Source organism: Massilia sp. (assembly GCF_046293535.1).
Taxonomy (GTDB): domain Bacteria; phylum Pseudomonadota; class Gammaproteobacteria; order Burkholderiales; family Burkholderiaceae_D; genus Telluria.
Genome location: NZ_JBKBOV010000025.1, coordinates 43,188 through 62,697 on the forward strand (window position 1 = coordinate 43,188; position 19,510 = coordinate 62,697).

At 66.1% G+C, this 19,510-nt stretch carries 24 protein-coding genes and 1 tRNA gene; 9 read left to right on the forward strand and 16 right to left on the reverse strand.

Translation table 11 applies throughout. From position 1 onward, the window contains the following. Positions 1-73 precede the first annotated feature (73 nt). Positions 74-1,741, forward strand: a complete 1,668-nt coding sequence (gene ettA, locus ACK4S9_RS14345) for an energy-dependent translational throttle protein EttA (protein WP_409726673.1) — start codon at positions 74-76, stop codon at positions 1,739-1,741. A gap of 166 nt (positions 1,742-1,907) precedes the next feature. Beyond that, positions 1,908-2,441, forward strand: a complete 534-nt coding sequence (locus tag ACK4S9_RS14350) for an REP-associated tyrosine transposase (RefSeq protein ID WP_409726675.1) — start codon at positions 1,908-1,910, stop codon at positions 2,439-2,441. Positions 2,442-2,500: 59 nt separating this feature from the next. Here the strand turns inward: ACK4S9_RS14350 and ACK4S9_RS14355 are convergent, their stop codons facing one another. After that, the gene (locus tag ACK4S9_RS14355; RefSeq protein WP_409726677.1) at positions 2,501-3,073 is read right to left on the reverse strand and encodes an outer membrane beta-barrel protein; all 573 of its coding nucleotides are present in this window, start codon (positions 3,071-3,073) and stop codon (positions 2,501-2,503) included. A gap of 172 nt (positions 3,074-3,245) precedes the next feature. Continuing rightward, positions 3,246-3,815 carry an alpha-ketoglutarate-dependent dioxygenase AlkB family protein gene (locus tag ACK4S9_RS14360; protein ID WP_409726679.1) on the reverse strand — a complete coding sequence of 190 codons (570 nt, stop codon included), beginning with the start codon at positions 3,813-3,815 and terminating at the stop codon, positions 3,246-3,248. A gap of 75 nt (positions 3,816-3,890) precedes the next feature. Here ACK4S9_RS14360 and ACK4S9_RS14365 point away from each other — a divergent pair, with 75 nt between their 5' ends. Further along, positions 3,891-4,478 carry a molybdopterin-dependent oxidoreductase gene (locus ACK4S9_RS14365; RefSeq protein WP_409726681.1) on the forward strand — a complete coding sequence of 196 codons (588 nt, stop codon included), beginning with the start codon at positions 3,891-3,893 and terminating at the stop codon, positions 4,476-4,478. Here ACK4S9_RS14365 and ACK4S9_RS14370 read toward each other — a convergent pair. From ACK4S9_RS14370 to ACK4S9_RS14400, 7 genes are all read right to left on the reverse strand, one after another. Next, positions 4,475-4,837, reverse strand: a complete 363-nt coding sequence (locus tag ACK4S9_RS14370) for a hypothetical protein (protein WP_409726683.1) — start codon at positions 4,835-4,837, stop codon at positions 4,475-4,477. The two genes, ACK4S9_RS14365 and ACK4S9_RS14370, sit on opposite strands and share 4 nt — an antisense overlap. 122 nt (positions 4,838-4,959) lie before the next feature. Beyond that, a complete protein-coding gene (locus ACK4S9_RS14375; RefSeq protein ID WP_409726685.1) occupies positions 4,960-5,337 on the reverse strand; it encodes an MAPEG family protein in 378 nt (125 codons plus the stop codon). Between the two features lie 156 nt (positions 5,338-5,493). Continuing rightward, positions 5,494-6,321, reverse strand: a complete 828-nt coding sequence (locus tag ACK4S9_RS14380; protein ID WP_409726687.1) for a Rossmann-like and DUF2520 domain-containing protein — start codon at positions 6,319-6,321, stop codon at positions 5,494-5,496. 1 nt (position 6,322) lies between these two features. Then, positions 6,323-6,901 carry a DUF924 family protein gene (locus ACK4S9_RS14385; RefSeq protein ID WP_409726689.1) on the reverse strand — a complete coding sequence of 193 codons (579 nt, stop codon included), beginning with the start codon at positions 6,899-6,901 and terminating at the stop codon, positions 6,323-6,325. A 49-nt stretch (positions 6,902-6,950) separates the two neighbouring features. Beyond that, positions 6,951-7,694, reverse strand: a complete 744-nt coding sequence (locus tag ACK4S9_RS14390; protein WP_409726691.1) for an MgtC/SapB family protein — start codon at positions 7,692-7,694, stop codon at positions 6,951-6,953. A gap of 9 nt (positions 7,695-7,703) precedes the next feature. Then, entirely contained in the window at positions 7,704-7,970 is a 267-nt protein-coding gene (locus tag ACK4S9_RS14395) for a hypothetical protein (protein WP_036216788.1), read from the reverse strand. Beyond that, positions 7,970-9,796, reverse strand: coding sequence for an aminopeptidase P family protein (locus tag ACK4S9_RS14400; RefSeq protein WP_409726693.1), 1,827 nt, complete (start codon positions 9,794-9,796; stop codon positions 7,970-7,972). The genes ACK4S9_RS14395 and ACK4S9_RS14400 overlap by 1 nt, the downstream gene beginning before the upstream one ends. Positions 9,797-9,907: 111 nt before the next feature. Here ACK4S9_RS14400 and ACK4S9_RS14405 point away from each other — a divergent pair, with 111 nt between their 5' ends. Together ACK4S9_RS14405 and ACK4S9_RS14410 are read left to right on the forward strand one after the other, a co-directional pair. Continuing rightward, a complete protein-coding gene (locus tag ACK4S9_RS14405; protein ID WP_409726695.1) occupies positions 9,908-10,258 on the forward strand; it encodes an MmcQ/YjbR family DNA-binding protein in 351 nt (116 codons plus the stop codon). A gap of 76 nt (positions 10,259-10,334) precedes the next feature. Continuing rightward, complete coding sequence (locus ACK4S9_RS14410) at positions 10,335-10,961, forward strand: hypoxanthine-guanine phosphoribosyltransferase (protein WP_409726697.1); 627 nt, start codon at positions 10,335-10,337, stop codon at positions 10,959-10,961. Positions 10,962-10,994: 33 nt separating this feature from the next. Here ACK4S9_RS14410 and ACK4S9_RS14415 read toward each other — a convergent pair whose 3' ends face one another. The 5 genes from ACK4S9_RS14415 to ACK4S9_RS14435 form a co-directional block, all read right to left on the reverse strand. Then, entirely contained in the window at positions 10,995-11,951 is a 957-nt protein-coding gene (locus ACK4S9_RS14415; protein ID WP_409726699.1) for an NAD(P)H-dependent flavin oxidoreductase, read from the reverse strand. Between the two features lie 84 nt (positions 11,952-12,035). Next, on the reverse strand, positions 12,036-12,947 hold the full coding sequence (locus ACK4S9_RS14420) for an MBL fold metallo-hydrolase (protein WP_409726701.1): 912 nt from the start codon (positions 12,945-12,947) through the stop codon (positions 12,036-12,038). Position 12,948: 1 nt separating this feature from the next. Continuing rightward, a complete protein-coding gene (locus ACK4S9_RS14425) occupies positions 12,949-13,143 on the reverse strand; it encodes a DUF1289 domain-containing protein (protein ID WP_409726703.1) in 195 nt (64 codons plus the stop codon). Further along, positions 13,140-14,615, reverse strand: coding sequence for a UbiA family prenyltransferase (locus ACK4S9_RS14430; protein WP_409726705.1), 1,476 nt, complete (start codon positions 14,613-14,615; stop codon positions 13,140-13,142). Before ACK4S9_RS14430 ends, ACK4S9_RS14425 begins: the two co-directional genes overlap by 4 nt. Positions 14,616-14,705: 90 nt before the next feature. After that, positions 14,706-15,149 (reverse strand): thioesterase family protein, encoded by a 444-nt coding sequence (locus ACK4S9_RS14435; RefSeq protein ID WP_409726707.1) that lies wholly within the window; start codon positions 15,147-15,149, stop codon positions 14,706-14,708. Between the two features lie 79 nt (positions 15,150-15,228). Here ACK4S9_RS14435 and ACK4S9_RS14440 point away from each other — a divergent pair, with 79 nt between their 5' ends. Next, positions 15,229-16,296, forward strand: coding sequence for an alpha/beta hydrolase family esterase (locus ACK4S9_RS14440; protein ID WP_409726709.1), 1,068 nt, complete (start codon positions 15,229-15,231; stop codon positions 16,294-16,296). Positions 16,297-16,421: 125 nt separating this feature from the next. Here ACK4S9_RS14440 and ACK4S9_RS14445 read toward each other — a convergent pair whose 3' ends face one another. After that, the gene (locus ACK4S9_RS14445) at positions 16,422-16,625 is read right to left on the reverse strand and encodes a cysteine-rich CWC family protein (protein WP_409726711.1); all 204 of its coding nucleotides are present in this window, start codon (positions 16,623-16,625) and stop codon (positions 16,422-16,424) included. Between the two features lie 110 nt (positions 16,626-16,735). On the opposite strand from ACK4S9_RS14445, the gene argB reads away from it, so the two are divergent. Further along, positions 16,736-17,665, forward strand: a complete 930-nt coding sequence (gene argB, locus ACK4S9_RS14450; RefSeq protein ID WP_051306276.1) for an acetylglutamate kinase — start codon at positions 16,736-16,738, stop codon at positions 17,663-17,665. Between the two features lie 43 nt (positions 17,666-17,708). Next, positions 17,709-17,783: transfer RNA gene (locus tag ACK4S9_RS14455), tRNA-Thr, on the forward strand. Positions 17,784-17,810: 27 nt separating this feature from the next. On the opposite strand, the gene ACK4S9_RS14460 is transcribed toward ACK4S9_RS14455, so the two are convergent. Continuing rightward, entirely contained in the window at positions 17,811-18,713 is a 903-nt protein-coding gene (locus ACK4S9_RS14460; protein WP_409726714.1) for a TraB/GumN family protein, read from the reverse strand. Between the two features lie 40 nt (positions 18,714-18,753). Here ACK4S9_RS14460 and ACK4S9_RS14465 point away from each other — a divergent pair, with 40 nt between their 5' ends. After that, on the forward strand, positions 18,754-19,497 hold the full coding sequence (locus tag ACK4S9_RS14465; protein ID WP_409726716.1) for an HAD-IA family hydrolase: 744 nt from the start codon (positions 18,754-18,756) through the stop codon (positions 19,495-19,497). Positions 19,498-19,510 lie beyond the last annotated feature (13 nt).

The following is a 19,510-nucleotide window of genomic DNA, read 5'->3' on the forward strand; positions in this document are numbered from 1 at the left end:
ACAGACGAAAGTCCTATCTCGGGCGCGGGTTCTGTCGTATCCTCTGCACCTTAAACAACACCAGAGTTAAAGCATGGCCAATTACGTCTATACCATGAATCGCGTGGGCAAAATCGTCCCGCCAAAACGTCAAATCCTGAAAGATATTTCCCTGTCCTTCTTCCCGGGTGCGAAGATCGGCGTGCTGGGCCTGAACGGCTCGGGCAAGTCGACCCTGCTGAAGATCATGGCCGGCATCGACACTGACATCCAGGGCGAAGCGCGCCCGATGCCGGGCCTGAACATCGGCTACCTGCCGCAGGAACCGCAGCTCGATCCGGAAAAGACCGTGCGCCAGGAAGTGGAATCGGGCCTGGGCGAAGCCTTTGAAGCGCAAGCCAAGCTGGAAGCCGTGTACGCCGCCTATGCGGAAGAAGACGCCGACTTCGACGCCCTGGCGAAAGAGCAGGAGCGCCTGGAATCGATCATCGCCGCGGCCGACGGCGGCAACCTGAACCTGCAGATGGAAATGGCCGCCGACGCGCTGCGCCTGCCGCCGTGGGACCAGAAGATCGGCGTGCTGTCGGGCGGCGAGAAGCGCCGCGTGGCGCTGTGCAAGCTGCTGCTGTCCAAGCCGGACATGCTGCTGCTGGACGAACCGACCAACCACCTGGACGCCGAATCGGTCGAGTGGCTGGAGCAATTCCTGCTGCGCTTCCCGGGCACCGTGGTGGGCATCACCCACGACCGCTACTTCCTGGACAACGCCGCCGAATGGATCCTGGAACTGGACCGCGGTTCGGGCATCCCCTGGAAGGGCAATTACTCGTCCTGGCTGGACCAGAAACAGGCGCGCCTGAAGCAGGAAGAAGCGACCGAGTCCGCGCGCCAGAAGGCGCTGGCCAAGGAACTCGAGTGGGCGCGCCAGAACCCGAAGGCACGCCAGGCCAAGTCCAAGGCGCGCCTGGCCCGCTTCAACGAGCTCTCCGAATACGAATACCAGAAGCGCAACGAGACCCAGGAGATCTTCATTCCCGTGGCCGAGCGCCTGGGCAACGAAGTCATCGAGTTCAAGAACGTCTCCAAGGCTTTCGGCGACCGCCTGCTGATCGACAACCTGTCCTTCACCGTGCCGCCGGGCGCGATCGTCGGCATCATCGGCCCGAACGGCGCCGGTAAGTCGACCCTGTTCAAGATGATCGCCGGCAAGGAACAGCCGGACAGCGGCGAAGTCGTGATCGGCAAGACCGCCAAGGTCTCGCTGGTGGACCAGAGCCGCGACGAACTGGCCAACAACAAGACCGTGTTCGAGGACGTCACCGGTGGCGCCGACATGCTCAGCGTGGGCCGCTTCGAGATGCCGTCGCGCGCCTATCTCGGCCGCTTCAACTTCAAGGGCTCGGACCAGCAGAAGGTGGTCGGCAACCTGTCGGGCGGCGAACGCGGCCGCCTGCACCTGGCCAAGACCCTGCTGCAGGGCGGTAACGTGCTGCTGCTGGACGAACCGTCGAACGACCTCGACGTGGAAACCCTGCGCGCGCTGGAAGACGCCCTGCTCGAGTTCGCCGGCAGCGTGATGGTGATCTCGCACGACCGCTGGTTCCTGGACCGCATCGCGACCCACATCCTGGCCTTCGAAGGCAATTCGCAGGTCACCTTCTTCGACGGTAACTACCAGGAATACGAAGCCGACAAGAAGAAACGTCTGGGTGAAGAAGGCGCCAAGCCGAAGCGTATCCGCTACAAGCCGCTGACGACCTGAGCTCATCAGTAAGTGTTTGTTTCGTAAAAGAAAAACCCCGCATCAGCGGGGTTTTTTACTAGCGGAAACGAACGCAGCCAAGTCCACCCCATGTGTAAAATCCTTGGCGTTGGGCCGCTGGCCCGGGATGTCCGCTGCCTTTGCAAGGCAGGCGTTGACGGAGCCTATGATTGATTACCGCAACAACCGTGTCCCAGGCGGGACGTTTTTTTTCACGGTGCGCCTGCTCCAACGCGGGAGCACTTTGTTGACAGACCATATCTCCGCCTTCGGCGAAGCCATGCGCCTGGCGCGCGTGCGCAAGCCCTTCCATGTCGATGCGTGGATCGTCCTGCCGGACCATGCGCATGCGATGTGGACCTTGCCGCCGGGCGACCACGACTGCTCGAGCCGCTGGCGCGCGGTCAAGATCGCCTTTTCCAAAGCCTTGCGCAAGTCCACCGTGCCGGAGGCGGCCGATGGCACGATCTGGGAACGCCACTACCAGCACTACCGGGTCGGGGACGACGACGAATACGCGGCCCTGGTCGACTACACCCACCTCGATGCGGTCCGGCACGGCTTCTGCACCCATCCCCACGAATGGCCGTGGTCATCGCTGCACCGCTTCGTCAGCGCCGGGCATGCGATGCCGGCGCCGGAACTGGTGGTGCCGCCCTGGGTACAGCGGCCGCAGTCGCACGGCTACGCGCGGCTGTAAGCTGGCGCGAGAAAAACAAAAGGCCCCGCAGGGCCTTTTTGGTTCCGAGTGAAGCGCGTTTAGAAGGCGTACTTCGCACCGATGGTCAGGACGTCGGCCTTGGCGCCGAAGTCCTTGCTCTTGCCATAGCGCTCGTATTCGCCGACCAGCGACACGTTCTGGTTCAGCTTGTACTCCGCGCCGAGTGCGCCGTAGGCTTCGGTCTTGCTACGGCTCATGTTTTGCGAAGCATTGATCAATTCCAGCTCGCTTTTGGTGCGCGCAGCGCCGAGCTTGCCGTAAACCGAGAACTGCTCGTTCACCGGCAAGGTCGCCTTGCCCGCCAGGTAGAAGGCGTGGCCATCGGTCTCGCCGCGGTTGTTCACGCCGCCGATCGAATAGCTGACGTCCGCCTTGCGGAAGTCGGTATAGCCCGCTTCGACACCCCAGTTCTGGTTGAACTCGTAGCCGCCGAAGATCTTGCCGGAAGCCTTGTAGCCTTCGACATCGACATTGGTCGCGCCTGCCGCCTTGAATTCATGGTCGACGCTGGCCACGCCGGCGCCCACATAGGCGCGCGGTGCGGTGGTCTGGGCCTGGGCAGCCGACATGGCGGCAGCGGATGCGATCAGTGCAACGATGAGCTTTTTCATGCGAATCCTCTTACTAGACTGGTTCGCGATTCCCATTGAATCGCGATACTGCCAAGGTAGCATCGGATTTCATTTATTAAAGTCCCAAGTCCGTAAAAACTGTAAGCAGTTGTAAATTACTGACTCGTGCGTAAGATATTTATCGGAAAAGATACGGAAAATAGCCTGCTGCTTAAACGATGTTGCGGAAAGTTAGATTCACACGCGGTCCGACCGGCCTCGCCGTTTTGTTGATTCCATGCATCCAGTTGGCCTGCATGGCGCCGGCCATGAACAGCAGGCTGCCGTCCGTCAGCGGCAGCCTCAAGGTTTCTTTCGTGATTTTGTGGCGCAGGACGAAGGGCCTGGTCGCGCCGAAACTGAGCGAGGCGATGGCGGGCTCCGCACCGAGTTCCGCTTCGTCGTCGCTATGCATGCCCATGCTGTCGCGGCCGTCGCGGTAATAGTTCAGGAGCACGCTGTTGTACTCCCGGCCGGTGACAGCCTCGGCGGCCTGGCGCAGGGTGTCGAGCAGCGGCGTGAACGGCAGCGGCGCCAGGCTCAGGCCGGAATAGCGGTAAGCCTTGTCGCCATGCCAGGCGCTCAGGCGCGGTTGCAGGTGGCGCTTGCCGTAGACGATCACGGATTCCTCGCGCCAGGCGGTTTCCGCGATCAGGCGCGCCAGCACCACGGCGTTCGGCCAGGGCAGCGGCAATTGGGACAGGAAGGCCAGTTCACCATCTCGGATGGGGATGGGCGTCAACGTGGCTGAGGTAAACAAATCCATTGTGCGTTATATGGCTATGATGAGGCTTTCCCGTCACCGGCCTATTTTCGCATGGACAAACGTCACTTCCTGGGCGCGGCACTTGCCTCCAGCACCCTGCCCGCCATTGCCGCAGCTTCCTCGCCCCCCGCGCGCGGGCCTGCCCTGCTCACGATCACGGGTGACATCAAGCGCAGCAATCGCGGCCCCCTCGATCCGGTGCGCGACCAGATGATGTTCAAGCAAAAGCTGGCATTCACGCGGGCCTTCACGCTGGATTTCGCCGCGATTGCGGCCCTGCCACAGCAAACCATCCGGCCGACGCTGGAATACGACGGCAAGCCGCATACGCTGCGCGGGCCCTTGCTGGCGGACGTATTGGCCCTGGCCGGCACGCGTCCCCGCGACACCAGCCAACTGCTCCTGCGTGCGGTGGACGGCTACGCCGCCGCCGTCCCGATGGGCCAGCTGCGTGCCTGGAAATTCATCGTCGCGACCCACCTCGACGGCCAGCCGATGGCGCTGGGCGGACTGGGGCCCTTGTGGGCGCTGTACGACGCGGACCGCGTGCCGGAGATGGCGGCGCGGCCGGTCAGGGAACGCTTCGGCGCCTGCCCCTGGGCGCTGTACCACATCGAGGTACAGGCTTCACCCGGTTAAGCGTAGGCTTCGGCCAGGCTCATGACGCGTGGCGTCACCGTGATGCCGACGTTGCCGAACAGCGCCTCGATTGCCGCCAGGTTGGCCGTGCATTCCTCGGCTTTCCAGCCGTTGAACAGGTCGGTGCCGTCCTTCTGGAAGTGCAGGTCCAGCACTTTGCCCTTGTCCTTGTGGACATAGCTCTGCTGGTGGGTGTTCTTGAAGCCGAGTTCGGCCAGGCCCGCCAGCACGGTTTGCGGCGGATTGTCCGGATCGGTTGCGAGGAAGACGCCGAAGGTCTTGCCCGGCGGTTTGGCGGCAACATCGACTTCATAGATGCCCGGCGCCTTCGTGGCGCTGGTGCTCTTCAGGAACAGCATGTGGTCTCCTTCTTCTGTTGCCCGCTCGGCCATGGGCGGCGGGCGGATCGCTGATGGGTGTCAGCGTCCTAGCTTATTGCTCTCCGGGAACTTTGTCGATGACTGTATGCACTTTTTTGGCGTTAGCGCAGCAACAGGCCCCACATGGTGCCGCCAATTAACAACGCGCAAGCGAGCATGCCCGTGATAAAACCGAATTCGCGCCGGGCCGGATCGCGGTAATAGCCGAGCGCATAGGCGATGCGGCCCAGGCACCACAGCATGCCGCCGGCCGCCGCCCACAGGTCGCCCAGATAAAAGGCGCACAGCCACAAGGGCACCAGCACCAGGGGCAGCTGTTCGAGGGTATTGGCCTGTACGCGCTGGCAGCGCAGGAATTCTTCCGGCCCCGCCATCGAGGGCGCCGGCACATGGTGGCGAATGCGGGCGCGACCGGCATTCACGCCGGTCCAGAAATACACGCCGAGCACGGCCAGGGTCGCCCAGGCCGTGAAAAACATCGGAACATCTGTGGATAAAGCTTGGGATAAGAACATGGAAAAGCCTTGGAAAAACCCTGGAAAAGGGCTTGGATAAGCCCTGAACAAGTGCTGGACAAGCCTTGTATAAGGGGATGGATATCTACGGGAAAAGCGTTGGACAAGCCCTGGATAAGTTCAGGCTTGCCCGCGCTTGCGGCGCGCCAGCTCGGCGGTCGGCGGCACCAGTGCTTCGTACAGGCGGCCGGTGGCGGGATCCCAGCGCGTCACGGCGTCCTGCTGGCGCGCCACGGTGGCGAAGTCGCCGCGCGCGACCGGACCGCTGAGCGCCGCTTCGGGGCCGAGGCGGAACACGTTGGCCAGGGCTTCGGTAGCGAGCGGCTGCGCCAGTTCGCGCGCCACGCTTGCCGGCACGCCGGCCGCCTCATAGGCGCGCAGGGCGGCGTCGACCACCGTGACCAGGTAATTCGACGCGAACACGGCGGCCGCGTGGTAGACCGTCTTGGCGGCCGGGTCGATGCGCACCAGGCGCGCGCCGATCGCCGCGAAGGCCGGCTCCAGCAGCGCCAGCGCGCCCTGGTCGCCCTCGATGCCGCAGAAGGTGCCGGCGAAGTCCGCAGCGACGGCTTGCGGGTCGGCAAAGCTGCGCACCGGGTGCACGCTGGCGACATGGGCGCCGGCCGCGCGCGCCGCCTGCAGTTCGCTGGACGCCTTGGCGCCGCTGCAATGGAACACGACCGCCCCCGCCAGCCGCCCCTCCTGGGCCAGCGCCGCGCAGGCCGGCGCGATGGCGTCGTCGCCCACCGCCAGCATCCACACCTCGGCCGGGCGCATCTGCGCGAGCGTGGCGCAGGCATGGCCGGCGCCGATGAAATCCACCGCCTCCCGGGCGCTGGCCGCGTTACGGGTCAGGACGTCCTGCACGGCAAAAGCGCCGCTGGACGCGAACAGGCGCCCGAGCGCCCGGCCGACGTGGCCGGCGCCCACCAGGTTCAGCGTCGCCACCTCAGAAACCGGAGCCGGGCAGCGCCAGGTAGGCCAGCTCTTCCGGGCTCGAGGCGCGGCCGAGGATCGGATTGCGGTGCGGGAAGCGGCCGAAGCGGGCGATCACGCCGCGGTGGCGGTGGGCGTAATCGAGCGCCTCGGCGAAGCCTTCGTGCTGGGCGGCCAGCTCGGTGAACAGGGTCACGGCCTGCTCCTGCATGCGCGCGTCTTCCGCGTGCTCGAAGGGCATGTAGGCGAACTGGCGCTCGACCGGCGACAAATCCAGGTGCGCGCCCGCCTCCACCAGTTGCTGCGCGCTGGCCAGCGCCAGCGTGTCGCCGGCGAAGGATTCCGGCTTGCCGCGGAACGCGTTGCGGGTGAACTGGTCGAGCACGATGATGCGCGCCAGCGTGCCGCGCGGGCCCAGCTCGTCCCATTCGCGCAGCCCGCCCGCCACCGCCTGGTGGATGAGGGCGCCGAAGCGCTCGCGCAGCGCCGCGTCGAAGGCCTCGTCCTTGCGGAACCATTCGATGCGCTGTTTGCCATGGCCCTCGGCGCCTTGCGGCAGGAACCAGAAATCGAGAACGTCTTGTGCTTGCATTGATGACCCCCAGTTCTGAATAAACCGATTTATTGTTGTTGGATTTTTCTTAATTACGGGCGTGCGACAGCTGGAAGGCTTCCAGTCCCTCGAAGGCGGCCAGTTCCTGTGCCAGTTCCGACAAGGGTGCGCCGCTGCGGTTCGACAGCGCCAGCGCCACGAAGCGCCATTCCTGGCGGCCTTCGTCGCTGCTGATGGTGAGCGAGCTGCCCGCGATCTCGTAGCCGCGCTCGAGCGCGGCCTGGCGCAGGATTTCTTCGCGCGGCATCACCTGCGGCTTGAAGCGCATGCGCACCGCCACCGCGTGGCGCGAAGGCAGGATGGTCTCCAGGCGGTTCAGGTAGATCATGATCATGCCGGCAAAGAAGGCCAGGCCCATGGCCGCCAGGTAGAAGCCGACCCCGACCAGGATGCCGATCGCGGACGAGGCCCAGATCGAGGCCGCCGTGGTCAGGCCGCTGATGTTGAAGCCTTCGCGCATGATGACGCCGGCGCCGAGGAAGCCGATGCCGGTGACCACGCCCTGGATGATGCGGGTCGGGTCGACCGGCGCCAGCACGCCGCCATGGCCGCCGTACCAGAAGTCCGGGTAGCCGGCCAGGATGGTCAGCGCGGCCGAGGCCATGCACACCAGGCCGTAGGTGCGCATGCCGGCGGCGCGGCCGTGGTAGGCCCGCTCGTAGCCGACCAGCAGGCCGAGCGCCAGCGCGCCGGCCAGGTGCAGCAGGATCAGGCCGTTGGTGATGATGCTGGGTTCGGACCAGTAGGCGGCCAGCAGGGCGTTGGAAGGCATGGCGGGTCGTTACGCTCCCGGCTTCTTGCGCACCAGCTGCTTTTCGAACGCCTCGTCGTGCTTGCTGATCCGCTTGACCTCCTGCGGGCCGAGGCCGTTCACGAAGGCGACGAAGTCATCCAGTTCGAGCGGCGCATTGAGCGCGGGCGCGCCCGGGGCTTCGGACAGGTAGAACAGCCCGTCGCCGGTGCGCGCCATCGAATACGCGGCATTCCCGGTGCGCTTCTTGAGACGCTCGACCGCCGCGCTGGCGCGGGTGGAACGGGAGCTCGCCATCAGATCGCCTCCGTGCGTTTCAAGAGCCAGTCGCGCGCCGCGCCCGTCACATGCTGCTCGAGGCGTGCGCGCACCGTGGCGTGGTAGGCGTTCAGCCAGGCGACTTCGTCCTCGCGCAGCAGCGAGCGATCCAGCGGACGGGTGTCGATCGGGCACAGGGTGAGCGTCTCGAAGCCCAGGTATTCGCCGAACTCGGTGCTGTCCACGACCTGGTTCAGCACCAGGTTCTCGATGCGGATGCCCCAGCGTCCCGGGCGGTAGATGCCCGGCTCGATCGAGGTGATCATGCCCGGCTCCATCGCGGTGTGCGGGTCCGGCGGCACCGCGGGCGAAATCGTCTGCGGGCCTTCGTGCACGTTCAGGAAGTAGCCGACGCCATGGCCGGTGCCGTGGCCGTAGTCGATGCCGGCGGCCCAGATCGGCGCGCGCGCGATCGCGTCCAGCATTGGCGAACGGGTGCCGCGCGGGAAGCGCGTCGCCGACAGGTTGATCAGGCCCTTCAGCACCAGGGTGTAGTCGCGTTTCTGCGCTTCGCTCGGGGTGCCGACCGGGATCACGCGCGTGATGTCGGTGGTGCCGCCCAGGTACTGGCCGCCCGAATCGATCAGCAGCAGGCCGTCGCCCTCGATCGTCGCGCAGGTTTCCTGCGCGGCGCGGTAGTGCATGATCGCGCCGTTGCTGTTGAAGCCGGCGATGGTCGAGAAGCTCGGGCTGATGAAATTCGGCCGGCGGCTTCTAGCTGCGGTGATGTGGGTGTCGATCGCCACTTCGTCCAGCGGGGCGCGCCCCGGGTTGGCCAGTTCGGCTTCCAGCCAGGAGAAGAATTCGCACAGCGCGGCGCCGTCCTGCTCCATGGCGGCGCGCACGTTGACCGCTTCGCTGTCGAGCTTGCGCGACTTGGCGAAGGTGGTCGGGTTGATCGCTTCCACCACGTTCACGCCCTGGGCCACCGCCGCGCGCATGCCGGCCGTTACCCGGCGCGGGTCGAGCAGCAGGGTGGCGCCGTCCGGCAGCGCGCTCAGTGCGGTGGCGGCGTTCGCGTACGGCGCGAGGTGCACGCCGTCGGACTCCAGGCGCGCACGCACCTCGGCGGACACCTTGCCCTCGCCGACGAACAGGGTGGCGTCGGCGCGGCCGATCAGCGCATGCGCCAGGAACACCGGATTGAAGCTGACGTCGGCGCCGCGCAGGTTGAACAGGTAGGCGATGTCGTCCAGCGTCGAGATGAAATGGAAGCCGGCGCCGTGGTGTTCCATGGCGGCGCGGGTGGCGGCCAGCTTCTCAAGGCGGCTCATCGTCGCGTAGGGCGGCAGGTGTTCGAACACCGGGTCGGCCGGCAATGCGGGCCGCTCCTGCCAGACCTCGTCGAGCAGGTCGAGGTCGGTGCGCAGCATGATGCCCTTGGCCGACAGGGCGTCCGAGAGCAGGCGCGCGCCGGCCAGGCCGAGCACGCGCGCATCCACCGCCACCGTCTGGCCGGCCGCCAGGTTCGCCGCCAGCCAGTCCACGTGCAGCTGGCTCGCCGCGCCCGGGATCTTCATCAGGGCGATCTCGCTGCCGGCCAGCTCGGTCTCGGCCTGGGTCCAGTAGCGGCCGTCGGTCCAGACACCGGCGAAGTTCGCGGTGGCGATGAAGGTGCCGACCGAGCCGGTGAAGCCGGACAGCCACTCCCTGCCCTTCCAGTGGCCCGGCAGGTATTCCGACAGGTGCGGATCGCTCGACGGCACGACATAGGCGTCGATGCCGGCGCGCGCCATCGCGCTGCGCAGTTGGGCCAGGCGGCTGGCAATGGCGGACAGCGGGGCTGGTTCGAATTCGGTGCACATGGCTTGGTCGTTCGGTTGTTATCCAAGCCACGTATCATACGCCGAACGGCGCGTTAGAATGTTGTCTGAGACGAACAAACGACCGGCGCTCACGCCGGCACAGGAGACCAGATGGATTTCGAAGCGGCCAAGACCTTGTGCCGCAGCTTCCCGGGCTGCACTGAAGACACCAAGTGGGACCACGACACCGTCTTTTCGGTCGGCAGCAAGATGTTTGCCGTGACCAACAAGGACGGCCCCTCGACCGGCTTCAGCCTGAAGGCCGACGACGCGCGCTTCCTCGAACTGACCGACCGGCCCGGCATCGTCCCGGCCCCTTACCTGGCGCGCGCCAAGTGGGTCTTCGTGACGCCCGAGGCCCGGCTCGACGACGCGGAGTTCGCGGCCCTGCTGCGCCGCTCGTACGAGCTCGTTTTCGCCAAGCTCACCCGTAAGCTGCAGCGCGAAATCGGGGGCGCCTGATTCCAACAGGAACGCGCCCACGCACCCGATTGGCGCATAATCGGTACGCCATCCTGACACCAGAAGACAGAACGACATGCAAGACTACCACCATGACCGCGCCCGCGCGCTGCTCGCCAACGCCACCCAGATCGTCACGCCCGAGGAAGTCCAGGCCGCGGTGGCGCGCGTCGCCGCCCAGCTGAACGCGCGCTTCGGCAATCCCAACGAGAAGTCCTTCCCGCTGGTGCTGGGCGTGATGGGCGGCGCCGTCGTGTTCACCGGCCACCTGCTGCCCCAGCTCGACTTCCCGCTCGAATTCGACTACATCCACGTGAGCCGCTACGGCGACGCCGACCGCGGCGGCCAGATCGTGTGGAAGGTCATCCCGCGCCAGGACGTGGCGGGCCGCACCATCGTCGTGGTCGACGACATCCTCGACGAAGGCGAGACCCTGGCCCACGTGAAGCAGCGCCTGCTCGACATGGGTGCGGCCGAAGTGATCGTCGCGGTATTCGCCGACAAGGACCTGAAACGCGCCAAGCCGATCAAGGCCGACCTGGTCGGCCTGACGCTGCCGAACGAGTTCGTGGTCGGCTTCGGCATGGACGTGTACAACTACTGGCGCAACCTGCCGGGGCTGTGGTCGATCGATCCGGACGACCTGAGCGCGGCGGAACCGCCGCCGCCGTTCCCCACCCCTGACGCGAAACGCCTGGATTAGTAGGGTGGACGGCGAAGCCGTCCACCCTACGATTCAAACCAGCGCCAGGCGCGCCCGCGCCGCCGCGTATTCCGCCTTCAAGCGCTCGACCATCTCGGCCACGCTCGGCACGTCATCCATCAAACCCACGCCCTGGCCCGCGCCCCAGATGTCGCGCCAGGCCTTGGCGCTGCCCGCGCCAAAGCTCATCTTGCTCTTGTCCGATTCCGGCAGGTTGTCGGGATCGAGCCCGGCGGCGACGATCGATTTCTTCAGGTAGTTGCCGTGCACGCCAGTGAACAGGTTGGTATACACCACGTCGGCCGCCGCCGATTCCACGATCGCGTCGCGGTAGGCGTCGCTGACGTTCGATTCTTTCGTTGCCAGCCAGCGCGAGCCGATGTAGGCGAAGTCGGCGCCCATGGCCTGGGCCGCGAGGATCGCGTCGCCGGTGGCGATCGAGCCGGACAGGGCGATCGGCCCCTTGAAGAACTTGCGCACCTCGCCCACCAGCGCGAAGGGCGACAGCGCGCCCGCATGGCCGCCGGCGCCGGCCGCCACCAGGATCAGGCCGTCCACGCCGGCCTCCAGCGCCTTTTCCGCGTGGCGGATCGAGACCACGTCGTGCATCACGATGCCGCCATAGGCGTGCACCGCATCGAGCATCTCCTTCGGCGGCGCGCGCAGCGAGGAGATGATGATCGGCACCTGGTGCTTCACGCAGACCTCGACGTCGTGCGCCAGGCGGTCGTTCGAGGCATGCACGATCTGGTTCACCGCGATCGGGCCCACCTTCGCGCCCGGGTTGGCCTCCTGGTAGGCGGCCAGTTCGCGCTGCAGGTCGGTCAGCCAGGTGTCCAGCAGTTCGGCCGGGCGCGCGTTCAGGGCAGGGAAAGAGCCGACGATGCCGGCCTTGCACTGGGCCGCCACCAGCGCGGGACCGCTGGCGATGAACATCGGCGAAGCGATGACAGGGAGGGACAGGTCTTGCAGCACGGGTGGCAGCGTCATGGATGGCTCTCGATGGTCGGTTGAACAAACGTATTCAGGGCATTATAGCCCTGAAAAAAGAACGATCGTGCTAGATTCTGGACTCTAAACGTCGGTCAAGCGGTCGCCGTCGATCCGGGCGGCGCCGGCGCGCACCAGTGCCGCGCAGGCCCACTGCGCCAACTCGTCCGCCTCCATGGCCAGCACCTTGGCGCGCACCCGCTCCACCAGCGGAATCGACGTCAGCAGGCCGGGAAGCGCATCCAGCGCCAGCGTGCGCCGCTCCAGCAGCAGGAATTTCAACAGCACCTTGACCGCGTTCTGCGCATTGCGCACCGGATCGGCGCTCAGGTAATCGAGACGCGACCTGGCGCGCGCCAGCGCTTGGGGGACGTCGCCGAACAGCGCGCCGTGGCCGGGAATGACCACGCGCGCATCCAGGGTGGCGATCAGCTCGAGGGTCGCGGCGACCTCGCCGAAGCCCGCCTCTCCCGCCAGTTCCGGGAACACCACGCCAAAGCCGTTTTCCCACAGCGCGTCGCCGGAAACCAGGATACCTTCGCTTGCGCAGAAGAACAGCAGCGCATGCGGGTCGTGCCCGGGCGCCGCCAGGACCTGCCAGCGCAGGTCTCCCAGCACCAGGGAGTCGCCCGGCGCCAGGGTGGCATCGAAATGAAAACGCGCGCACTGCTGGCCGGTGGCGCGGTAGCTGAGCGCCTCTTCGTCCCATGCGGCCACCTTGGCGGCGTCAAGCCCGGGGATCGCGATGCGGCAGCCGTAGGCCTGCGCCAGCAGGGCATTGCCGCCGCAGTGGTCCGAGTGCAGGTGGGTGTTGAGCAGGCGGTCGAGCGGGCGTCCGGCAAGCGCATGGCGCACCAGCGCCAGGGTCTGCGCCGCATGCGTCACGTAGCCGCTGTCGACCAGCGCCGTTTCGTCAGCGCCGGTGAAGAGGATGCTGTTGGACGAGAGCCAGCCGCGCTCGAAGACGTGGATCGACGGGGGCAGGCGCAGGTCCACCTCAGCCCCAGTCGATCTCGGCTTCGCGGCGCCGGATCTCGGCCCACACGGCGCGCTTGTAGTCGTCGCCGGCGCTGCCCCAGGCGACGATCTCGTCGATCGTGCGCAGGCAGCCCCGGCACAGGCCGGTAGCAGGCTCCATCTGGCACACGTTGATGCAGGGAGAGGGGACGGGGCTTTGCAGATCTGGCTTCATTGCAGCAGCGCCGAAACGTCGATGAAGTGGGCGCAGATGGCGACCAGCACCATCAGGCCCACGGCCAGCCGGCTGCCGCGGTCCTTCAGCGCATACAGCACCGGGTCGTCGTCCATCTCGCCGCGCGCGGTCTTGATCCACAGGCGGCCGAGCCAGTAGATCATCAGGCCCGCCAGGCCCCACAGCAGCATCGGGCTGGCGTAGCGCTGTTCGGTCTCCGGCGCATTGATGAACAGGCCCAGCACCACCACCGCCGCCAGCGCCGAGGCCAGTCCCATCGGCCACAGCACGGCCAGGTCGGCCACGCGGTAGTCGCGTCCGTGCGCGCTGGCGTGGCCGCGCTCCTGCAGCGACTGCAGCTCGGAGCAGCGCTTCACCAGCGCCAGGCTGAGGAACACGAACAGCGAAAAGGCCAGCAGCCAGGACGTGGTGTGGATACCGACCGCCACCGAGCCGGTGACGATGCGCATCGTGTACAGCAGCGACAGCATCAGGACGTCGAGCAGCACGCGCTCCTTGAGCCACCAGCTGTAGGCCGTGGTCAGGACGACGTAGGCCAGCAGCATGGCCACGAAACCGGTATTGATCGTGAAGGCGAGCGCGAAGGCGCCGCACAGCAGCAGCAGCGCCGCGGCCATGCCCGAGGTGATCGGCAGGGCCCCGCTGGCGAAGGGACGCAGGCGCTTGCGCGGATGGAGGCGGTCGTTGCCGAGGTCCCACAGGTCGTTCGCGATGTACGTGGCCGACGCAGCCGTCGAAAAGCACAGGAAAGCCAGCGCCATGGTGGCGAGGTCGGCGGGCAGGAAGGAAAAGGCGGTCAGCAGCGGCACGAACAGCAGCAGGTTCTTGGCCCACTGGTGCATGCGCAAGGCCTTGCGCCAGGTGCGCAGGCCGGCCGCCGGGTGCGCGAATTCCTTTTCGATCGGGTGCCTGCTGCGCACGGTGCGCGCCAGGCTGTTCGATGCGCCCACCAGCACGGCGGCCTGCGCGCCTTCCCACACCGCCAGGTCGGCCGTGCTGTCGCCGGCATAGGCGAAGGCCGGTCCCACTTCCTCGCGGATGGCGGCCAGCTTGTTGGATCCCTTCAGGTTGCGCGTGCCGTCGGTGGCCAGCACGCGGTCGAACAAGCCCAGGTGCTGCGCGACGCCGTCGGCGATCGACTGGTGCGCGGCCGTGGCCAGCACCAGTTCGCGCCCTGCGGCTTTTTCCTGGCGCAGGTAGTCGAGCAGTTCTTCGCGGTAAGGCAGTTGTTCCGGCGCCACAGTCACGCGGCGGGCGATTTCGGATTTCATCACCTCGCGGCCGCGCGCCAGCCACAGGGGGAGCCTGAACAGGTCGAGCGGGGACTGCTTGGCCAGCAGGAGCACCGATTCCACCAGGGTATCGGTCGGGGTCAGGGTGCCGTCGAGGTCGACCACCAGTGGGATGGACGCCTGCCGGGAATCCAGCACGGAGGTTTCAGCCGAGGTCATCAAGATCCAGAGAGATAGATAATTGCAACGTGACCGCGCATTATCGCTCATCACGTGAGCGCAGGCATCGCGCCACGTCAGGCATGCTGCTCATTCCTGCTTCGCCATGGCGCGCCACTGCGCCTGCTTGCGCGCCACCTTGTCCCTGAAGCGCACCGGGTCGATCAGGTGGCGCTCGTGGATGCCTTCACAGACTTTCTCCACCTCGTCCCAGGCTTCGACCCGGAAACGCACCCGGCGTCCCTCCACTTCCAGCACTTCACCCTGGATTCGCAGGCGCATGCCCGGCGGCGTCGGCGCCAGGTGGCGGAAGTTCACCATCGTCCCCAGGCTCTGCTCCTGCGGCCAGTCGACGTAGGGCATCATTCCATGCAAACAGGCAAGTTCCATCATGCCAACAAGGTAACCCGTGGCCAGCACCTTCGGCATATCACGGCAAAACAAGGTATCGTGGTAAAGCTCGGGCACGCTAGCGCGTTCCGGGACAGTGTAGTGCCATTCGAAGCGAAGGCCGGGCTGGAAAGTGGGATGCATGGGCGCAGCTTAGCGCATTGCAAGGCTGCCGTAAGCATGGGCAGGGAGATTGCAAGCAATGGCACGAACAGGAGGGCCAATGAAGCTGAACAAGAAACTGATGGCACAGATGCGTGCCGCCACCCGCTCGACGGTGCGCTCTTTCCTGCACACGGGGCCGGCGGCGGCAGACACCATGATCCAGGAAACGCTCAAGAGCGCCACCGCCTTGCAGCGCGAAGCCCAGCGCCAGATGCGCAGCGTCGGCGTGGGAAGCGCGGCGGCGGCAAGCGATCCTTTCGAAGCCGAACTCGGCGTCAGCCTGCCGGGCAAGTTCATCGACGGCAGCCACACCACTCCCGCCGGCACCCGCGACTACAAGCTCTACGTCCCCGCGAGCTACACCGGCAAGCCGCTGCCGCTGCTGGTGATGCTGCATGGCTGCACCCAGGATCCGGAGGATTTCGCCAATGGCACCGGCATGAATGAGCTGGCCGAGGAAACGCCCTGCCTGGTGCTGTATCCGGCCCAGAGCAAGGCGGCCAACTCCTCGCGCTGCTGGAACTGGTTCAACGCGCTCGACCAGCAGCGCGACCAGGGCGAGCCTTCGATCATCGCCGGCATGACGCGCGCGGTCATGGAGCAGTACATGGTCGATCCGGAACAGGTGTACGTGGCGGGCCTGTCGGCCGGCGGCGCGATGGCGACCATCATGGGCACGCTCTACCCGGACCTGTACGCGGCCGTGGGCGTGCACTCGGGCCTGCCGTTCGCCTCGGCGCACGACCTGCCCTCGGCGCTGGCGGCGATGAAGGGCGAGTTCCGGCGCGCGCAAGCGCACGCCCAGCTGCCCGGACGCCCGCTGCCGGTCATCGTCTTCCATGGCGACCAGGACACCACCGTGCACCCGGCGAATGCCGACCAGCTCATCGCCCAGGGCGCGCGCCAGGCGACACGCCGCGCCGCGCAGCCGGGACGGGTGCCCGACGGCCATGCCTATACGCGCACCCTGCACCACCGCGAGGACGGAGCGGTGCATGCCGAGCACTGGCTGATCCACGGGGCGGGCCATGCCTGGTCGGGCGGGCGCGCGCGCGGCAGCTATACCGACGGGCGCGGACCGGACGCGAGCAGGGAGATGTTGCGGTTTTTCCGGACGCGGCGCTAACGGTGGGTGCACGGCTACGCCGTGCGCGCGTTCAACCGGCCGAGGAACAGCCGTGCAGGCAGTATTACCGTGATTTGAACGCGCGGTCGGCAGAGCGTGGTCCAGTCCACTGGACTGGACCACCCCTACGAACCTTGACGCTTTGTTAGCTCGGCTTCGATATGGGCGCGCAGGCAGGCCGGACACCAGCAGCCGACGGCTTCCTGCGGCACCGGCACGGCGGGCGGCAGCGTGGTGCACCAGCAAGGCTCGGGGCTGCCTTGGAGCATCGCGCAGCCGAATTCGGCGCCGCAGCGGCTGCATGGTCTCGGGGTGGAAACGCTACTCATGGTTCTTTACGGTGGGGATCGAGCCCATAAAATACAACAAGACGCCATATAATCAGCACAAGTACTACCCTGTTGCCTTAAAATCTTGCGACATTTAATTTGGACCCTCCATGAACGCTACTCTGACCAGCCTGAACACCGACGACCAGCCCAACGATCTGACGAAAGTATCGCCGCAGATCAAGGCGCAGATCCTGGCCGAGGCGCTTCCCTACATCCGTAATTTCCACGGCAAGACCATCGTCATCAAGTATGGCGGCAACGCCATGACCGACGAGCGCCTGAAACACGGCTTCGCCCGCGACGTCATCCTGCTCAAGCTGGTGGGCATGAATCCGGTCGTGGTGCATGGCGGCGGTCCGCAGATCGACAATGCGCTCAAGAAGATCGGCAAGCAGGGCACCTTCGTGCAGGGGATGCGCATCACCGACGAGGAAACCATGGAAGTGGTCGAGTGGGTGCTGGGCGGCGAGGTCCAGCAGGACATCGTCATGCTGATCAACCACTACGGCGGCCAGGCCGTGGGCCTGACCGGCAAGGACGGCGGCCTGATCCGCGCACGCCGCATGAGCATGCCGGACAAGGAAAAGCCGGGCGAATTCCTGGACATCGGTTTCGTCGGCGAGATCGAGGCGATCAACCCGGCCGTCGTCAAGGCGCTGCAGGACGACGCCTTCATCCCGATCATCTCGCCGATCGGCTTCGGCCAGGATGGCCAGGCCTACAACATCAATGCCGACGTCGTCGCCGGCAAGATCGCCGAGATCCTGAAGGCCGAAAAGCTCATCATGATGACCAATATCGCCGGCGTGCAGGACAAGGCAGGCAACCTGGTCACCGACCTGTCGGCGCGCGAGATCGACGAGATGTTCGAAGACGGCACGATTTCGGGCGGCATGCTGCCGAAAATCTCGTCGGCGCTGGACGCCGCCAAGTCGGGCGTGAATACCGTGCACATCATCGACGGACGCATCGAACACAGTTTGTTGCTGGAAGTCTTGACCGAGCAGGCATTTGGCACTATGATCCGGTCTCACTAATTTTTTTGTGGCGGAAATATCCGCCACAGAAAATGACCTGAATGCCCTTGTAGCTCAGTGGTAGAGCACTCCCTTGGTAAGGGAGAGGCCACGTGTTCAATCCACGTCAAGGGCACCATTCTTCTTCCTGCAGTACCCTCCCCCTTTAGTAGATCCGCTCCACCTTGATGCCGCGCTTGCGCAGCAGCTCGGGCAGTCCGCCTTGTCCCAGCAGGTGCAGCAGGCCCACCGCCACCACCGCATTGTTTTCGCGCGCCAGCAGCGCCGCCACCTTGTCCGCCATCGGCCCATTGCGCTCGTCGAGCAGGAGCTCGCGCGTGAACTTCCCGCTCAGGCTGTCGTCGCTCTCCAGCCGCCGCATGAGCGCTTCCTGCGCGCGACGGTCGGCGCGTTCGTAGGCATCGAGCAGCTCGCGCGTTTCGCGCAACTGGCGGCCCGAAGCCATGTCTTCCAGCGTTTCTTCCAGCAGGCGCCACTGTTCTTCGTCAGACAGGCGGTTCAGCAAGCTGGCCTGGTACTGCATGGTCTCGAGCTCGGCGATGCGGGTCTTGCCCTGGCGCGCCAAGGTGGCGAGGTGGTCGTCGACGCCCAGGGCCGGGTCGTAGCCCAGCTTGACGGTGTCGAACACGGCAAGCATCGTCACCAGCATCCAGGGTTTCAATTGCGCCACCGCGGCAGGCTCCAGCCCATGCTTGCGCAGGGCCGCCTCGATGCGCGCGCGGCGCTCGGGCGCCAGGCCCGCATAGCCCGGGCTGCCGGGCGGGAACATGCCATGCTGCTGGACCGCGGCCGCGGGCGCGGCCGGGTCGCCCTTCATGTCGATTTCCAGCGCCAGCGTGGGCGCGGCGGCGATCGCCGTCCGGATGCGCGGCTCGAGCGGATAGAAGTCGGCGCGGCCGACGTGCATGGTGCCGTACAGGTACAAGGTATTGCCCTTGTCCGTGGCCTTGAACAGCGCGCCCCGCGCCGTGCCCACTTCGGCCGCCATCGCCTGGAAGGCCAGCAGGAACAAGCTGAGGAACACCACTATAATCGGACGTCGTCGCATTCATTTCCCCTTGTTGTGTTTGCGCTTTTAAACTGAAACTGTGGCAAATCATACCCTCCCCTCCCCCGTCTGGCTGTTCGACCTCGACAACACCCTGCACGATGCCTCGCATGCGATCTTCCCGGCCATCAGCGCCAACATGAACGCCTACATCGGGCGCGTGCTGGGCGACGGCAGCACGCCCGCCACCCAGGCGCAGGTCGATGCGGCGCGCCTGGGCTACTGGAAGCGCTACGGCGCCACCCTGCTCGGCATGATCCGCCACCACGGGGTGTCGGCGGCCGACTTCCTGCACGTCACGCACGATCTCGGCGCCCTCGACAAGCTGGTGCGCGCGGAAAAGGGACTGGGCACGCTGCTGCGCCGCCTGCCGGGCCGCAAGATCCTGCTCACCAACGCGCCCACGCGCTACTCGACCGACGTGATGCGCCACCTGGGCCTGAGCCGGCACTTCGCGCACCACGTCGCGATCGAGCACATGCACGTGCACCGCCAGCTGCGCCCCAAGCCGTCAAGCCTGATGCTGCGCCGCCTGCTGCGCAAGCACGGCGTGGCCGCGCGCCGCTGCATCCTGGTCGAGGACACGCTGGCCAACCTGAAAAGCGCCAGCCGCCTCGGACTGCGCACCGTCTGGGTGACGCAGTACCTGCGCATGAGCGACCCGATCGGCAAAGCCGGGCCGCGCATCGGACCACTGCCGCGGACCCTGAAACGCCCCGGCTACGTCGATGTCAAAGTAAAATCCGTGCGGCAGCTTCCGGCGCGTCTGCACCGGCTGCGCTAATACCAACAACAAC